This window comes from Microcystis sp. M53602_WE12 (assembly GCF_030065455.1).
GTDB classification, from domain to species: domain Bacteria; phylum Cyanobacteriota; class Cyanobacteriia; order Cyanobacteriales; family Microcystaceae; genus Microcystis; species Microcystis aeruginosa.
On record NZ_JASJFB010000717.1, the window covers coordinates 1 to 5060 of the forward strand.

The following is a 5060-nucleotide window of genomic DNA, read 5'->3' on the forward strand; positions in this document are numbered from 1 at the left end:
TGGGGTGTGGGGTGTGGGGTGTGGGGTGTGGGGTTTTATCGATTTTCAGGTGGTCAACTACCTAATTTTCAGGGAAAAAGTACCTGAATTTTCCCCCCAATCACTCCAATGGTCGGCACTTTTTGAGGTCAAAAAAGTCTAAAAACCTTGTTGGATAAGGTTTTTAGATTTATTCAGCAAACCCTACATATATTTGCGAAGACTTGAGTAAATGTCTCTGTTTCTACGATAGTCCCGATGAAGCGGCGGTAAAAAGAGCCAGAGAAGTGGTCGGCGCACCTATAGATAGTTTGACCTCGATTGAAAATATTCACCCCTAGGAGAAAACAATTATGCTTGATCGAGGCTCCGAAATCCTTTCTTTTCTGGAAGAAAGAGCCACTGACCTCAACAACGGTACAGCTAATCTCAACGTCGGTTGGGCCCTAACCAAGCTAGGAGAATCGGGCTGGTTCGGCTATGCTATACCTGAAAGCTTAGGAGGCCGGGGTGGCTCCTTATTACAGGCAGTAGAGGCGATCTCCTCTGTGTCCCAATGCTGCCTGACCACCGGTTTTGTTTTCTGGTGTCAGCGCGTCTTCATTCAATATCTGGCCGCCAGTAATAACACTTACCTACAAAACAAAATTCTACCAGCTGTTCTCAAGGGAGAGATAGCCGGAGCGACAGGACTCTCCAACGCGATGAAGTACCTCGGCGGTATCGAGGAGCTGCGTTTACAAGCAAAGATCGAGGGGGAAAACGTCACTGTTAATGGCTTCCTGCCCTGGGTCTCTAACCTCGACTCTAAGGGAGAATTCATAGTGGCCGTTGCCGCTCAAACTAGATCTGGACAAACTCTTATCCTCGCCCTTCCCTCCTTCGCAGAGGGGTTAAAACGGGGTGAAGACCTACAATTATTGGGTTTACAAGCTTCCCGCACCAGTACCCTTGAATTCGATCGAGTTCAGTTATCTCACGACTGGATTATCAGCTTGGAAGCAGCAAAATTTTTACCCTCAGTCCGCCCCTGTTTCTTGCTGTTACAATGCGGACTGGCCCTTGGCATTACGCGTAAATCCCTTGGGGAGACAGAGAAAAGTTTAGGGGGAAAGGCAGCGGTAGCCAGCGATCGTTATTTCTTCGCCCGGGAGCGTCTGACTCGTCTAGAAAAGAAAATCGAGCAATTCAGCACCCTAGAAAGCTTCGATCTCGGAGGGACACGCCAACTATTCACCCTCAGAGTGGACATTACCCGGTTAGCGGTGGAATCCGTATGGTTAGAAGCGGAAATTAAGGGAGGAAAAGGCTATTTCCGTAATAGCGACACGGCCCGACGGCTGCGCGAGGTCGCCTTTTTACCGGTGTTAACTCCGAGCCTGATTCAACTAGAAAGAGAATTACAACGTCAGTCCTCTACCGATAAAATTCTCACTGGCGAACTCGATCGAGCGGGGGTGAGGGAATGAGCATCGCCACTGATTACCCCGTCCTCAGCCTCAAAAATCTCCACAAACGCTATAAAACCCGCCATGGCTACCGTACCGTTTTTGAGGATATTAACCTACAGGTGCGCTCCGGTGAGGTGGTTTGTTTGCTTGGGGCCAGTGGTTGCGGTAAATCTACCCTCCTTGCTACCGCCGCTGGTTTGCAAAGTGCCGATGGCGGAGAAATACAATTGCACTCACGACCCCTACAAGCACCAGACATCCGCAGCTCGATCGTCTTTCAATCCCCCGCCCTTTTACCTTGGTTAACCGTTTGGCAAAACGTGGCTTTTGGTTTGAAATTAAAGCGGATGCCCCGCCTCGATCATCAGCAATTACGCGAAAGGGTTCACACCGCCGTTAAAAGCGTCAAACTAGAGGGCTTCGAGCGTGCCTATCCTCATCAACTATCGGGCGGTATGGCTCAGAGAGTTTCTCTAGCCCGCGTCCTCGCCCGCCGCCCCTCTCTCCTCCTCCTGGATGAGCCGTTTAGCGCCCTCGACGCGATCACCCGTTTCGAGATGCAAAAACTCCTCCTAGAAGTCATAGCTCTCTATAACAGCACGGTTCTCCTCGTTACCCACGACATCGACGAGGCCCTATTAGTGGCTGATCGAGTTCTTCTCATGGGCCGTCATCCGGTGGGCATCCGCCGAGAATGGACCATCTCGATGCCGAAACCCCGTTTCGAGTCAGCCAAGCTTTTGAGTGATCTACGCCGGTCAATTTTTCAAGAATTAGCCCTTGTGATGACACTGTAAATCTATGAACCTACACGATAATTGTGCTTGTTGCGGCATGAGCCGTCGAGATTTCCTGAAACTTTCGGCACTGTTTACCAGTTCCTTCGGGGCAGCGATCGCCGCCGATAATTGGAATCTCCCCGTTAACGCCAATGCCAACGATCAGCCTGTGAAAATCGGTTATCTACCGATTACGGATGCCGCCCCCCTATTGGTGGCCCACTCGCGAAAACTTTATCAAGCGGAAGGTTTAACTGCCGAACAACCGCGCCTATTCCGCTCTTGGGCGCAGATTGTTGAGGCCTTTCTCGCCCGGCAGGTGAACGTTATTCACGTTCTTTTTCCCACCTCGATCTGGATTCGTTACGGGCGCAATTTCCCCGCTAAAATCGTTGCTTGGAACCATACCAACGGTTCAGCCCTCACCGTCCTTCCCGATATTGAAAATCCCAGGGAATTGGGAGGCAAAACGATCGCGGTTCCTTTCTGGTATTCCATTCATAATTTGGTCTTGCAACAACTCTTACAACGTAACGGGCTGAAAATAGTTCGCAAAGCCAAGGACGCGCCGATCGCGTCTAACGAGGTTAATCTAGTGGTTCTCCCGCCCCCGGATATGGTATCAGCCCTCGCCAATAAGAGCATCGGTGGTTATATCGTTGCTGAACCTTTCAACGCGGCGGCGGAAAATCTCAAAACCGGTAGGGTTCTCCGTTTCACCGGCGATGTCTGGAAGAATCACGCCTGTTGCGTTGTCTTTGTTCACGAGGAGGATATTAGGCAACGGAAACAATGGACGCAGAGGGTGGTAAACGCCCTCGTTAAAGCTCAACTCTGGTCCCGGGGCAATCGCTCCGAAGTGGCCCGGATTCTCTCTAAAGATGGTGGAAAATATACGCCTCACCCGCTGCCAGTATTGCAACGGGCGCTTACTTACTATGATCGCAATTTCTATAAAAAAGACGGGGCGATCGAGAATCCAGACTGGCAAGTCAACCGGATCGATTTCCAGCCCTATCCTTTCCCTTCCTATAGGTCGGAACTGGTACGCTTGCTCAAAACCACTCAGGTAGAAGGAAATACGGATTTTCTCCAAAAACTGCAACCCCGACAGGTGGCGCGGGATCTCGTGGATGACTCTTTTGTCCGTAATGCCTTGCAACAGGTGGGCGGACCGAAAGCTTTCGGCTTACCGAATAATCTCTCCCGCATCGAGACGATCAAATTTTAAGAATCCGAACCTATGAAGTCACAATCTTTGACCTCCCCGCCAAGAGCTTTACTACCCTTATGGGGTATCGGTTTTGGATTATTGCTCTGGTGGCTATTTACCAGTCCTCTATGGCACTCAAACCCGATTTTAAATGATTTTTCCCCTGAGCGATCTTTTGTCGCTTTATTACGTCTTTTTGTTGGGGGGGAGATTATGCCCCATATCCTCACCAGTTGCCGCCGGGTTATTGTGGGCTTGGCCCTCGCTAGTGCCATCGGTGTGCCGTTGGGGGTATTAATCGGGTTGTATCGCTCCCTTGAATCGGCTTTGTCAGCCCTATTTCAATTTCTACGCATGATTTCGCCCCTTTCTTGGATGCCTTTAGCGGTGATGGTTTTGGGAATTGGTGATCTACCCGTGTATTTTTTGCTGACGGTGGCGGCCATCTGGCCGATCCTTCTCAATACGGCTGCTGGGGTTAATGCGGTTGATCTCTCTTGGTTGACTTTAGCCCGCAGTCTCTGTGCTACCCGAGGGGAAACGGTTTTCCAGATTATTCTGCCTGCGATCCTCTCCCATCTCTTAACTGGTTTCCGTTTGGCTATAGGTATTATCTGGATCGTTCTTGTCCCGGCGGAAATGCTGGGGGTTAGTGCGGGTTTGGGTTATTATATTCTCGATACACGCGATCGACTCGCCTATTCAGAGTTGATGGCGGTGATTCTCGTTATTGGCGCGATTGGTTATCTGCTCGATTGGGGTTTGCGTCTGGCTCATCGCTCTTGGACGCATCAAGATTAGCCTATTGGTTCAACTATGTGGGAAGTGGGAAGTGGGAAGTCTTGGCGCTTTTCCTTAGTTGAAAGAGCGGGCCAGACGACTAACCCCAGTATGTAATAACTGTTCCAAACTTTGGCGATCGCTGATGGCTTGAAGATTGATCACAAAACAGGTTAAACCCAGTCCAAAGAGGATAAAAGTGGGGGCCATAACCACACCAATCATTAACCAGGTGGCGACGTGGAGAAACATGGTGATGGCGAACAACAAAGCTAGGGAAGCAATGGGGAAGACTTGACGGGTAGGACGACCGAAATAGAGAAAAAGAACGGTTAAAACGGTGGTTACTAAGTTAGCGGGTACTAAAAAGGCACAAATCGAGACGCAATAGTGGCGGGAAAATTCAGCGAGGGTATTAAAATCTATCATTAATATTACTTTACAATTGCCTGAGTCTTAGTACTCTCGATTGTAGCGGAAAATTTACTTGACATCCTCGCCGCCGTAAAACGGACGGCGATTCCCAAACCTCACGATTTGGGTTTCTGCTTCTTTCCCGAAGGATTTTTCGCACCTGCCTTAACAGATTTACTCTGTTCTGGTCTTATGGTCGCTCTACAGACTGACACCGCAAGCCCTGCGGCCAAAATATTTTTACTGGCGTTAATATCTCGGTCATGGTGAGTCCCACAGTCTGGACAGTCCCACTCTCGAATATTTAACGGCATTTTCTCAGCAATATGCCCACAATTACTACATCCTTTAGAACTAGGAAACCATCTATCTATTTCGATGTAATTTCTTCCATACCAACGGCATTTATAGGCTAATTGTCGGGTGATTTCTCCCCAGCTTACA

Annotated in this window: 7 protein-coding genes; 5 read left to right on the plus strand and 2 right to left on the minus strand. The window is 49.5% G+C overall.

Going from position 1 to position 5060, the window contains the following annotated elements; genetic code table 11:
- Nucleotides 1-191 precede the first annotated feature (191 nt).
- Genes PX482_RS22210 through PX482_RS22230 form a run of 5 tightly spaced genes read left to right on the plus strand, consistent with a single transcriptional unit; the run spans nt 192 to nt 4223 of the window.
- A complete protein-coding gene (locus PX482_RS22210; RefSeq protein ID WP_256378313.1) occupies nt 192-320 on the plus strand; it encodes a nickel-binding protein in 129 nt (42 codons plus the stop codon).
- 12 nt (nt 321-332) lie between these two features.
- Nucleotides 333-1448 (plus strand): acyl-CoA dehydrogenase family protein, encoded by a 1116-nt coding sequence (locus PX482_RS22215; RefSeq protein ID WP_288093225.1) that lies wholly within the window; start codon nt 333-335, stop codon nt 1446-1448.
- Complete coding sequence (locus PX482_RS22220) at nt 1445-2227, plus strand: ABC transporter ATP-binding protein (RefSeq protein ID WP_016517033.1); 783 nt, start codon at nt 1445-1447, stop codon at nt 2225-2227. Before PX482_RS22215 ends, PX482_RS22220 begins: the two co-directional genes overlap by 4 nt.
- Nucleotides 2228-2231: 4 nt before the next feature.
- On the plus strand, nt 2232-3440 hold the full coding sequence (locus PX482_RS22225) for an ABC transporter substrate-binding protein (RefSeq protein ID WP_288123018.1): 1209 nt from the start codon (nt 2232-2234) through the stop codon (nt 3438-3440).
- 12 nt (nt 3441-3452) lie between these two features.
- Nucleotides 3453-4223 (plus strand): ABC transporter permease, encoded by a 771-nt coding sequence (locus tag PX482_RS22230; RefSeq protein ID WP_004159507.1) that lies wholly within the window; start codon nt 3453-3455, stop codon nt 4221-4223.
- Nucleotides 4224-4277: 54 nt separating this feature from the next.
- On the opposite strand, the gene PX482_RS22235 is transcribed toward PX482_RS22230, so the two are convergent.
- On the minus strand, nt 4278-4631 hold the full coding sequence (locus PX482_RS22235) for a hypothetical protein (RefSeq protein ID WP_004159506.1): 354 nt from the start codon (nt 4629-4631) through the stop codon (nt 4278-4280).
- A gap of 101 nt (nt 4632-4732) precedes the next feature.
- A partial coding sequence (locus tag PX482_RS22240) for an RNA-guided endonuclease TnpB family protein (RefSeq protein ID WP_288123019.1) occupies nt 4733-5060 on the minus strand: 328 nt, incomplete at its 5' end.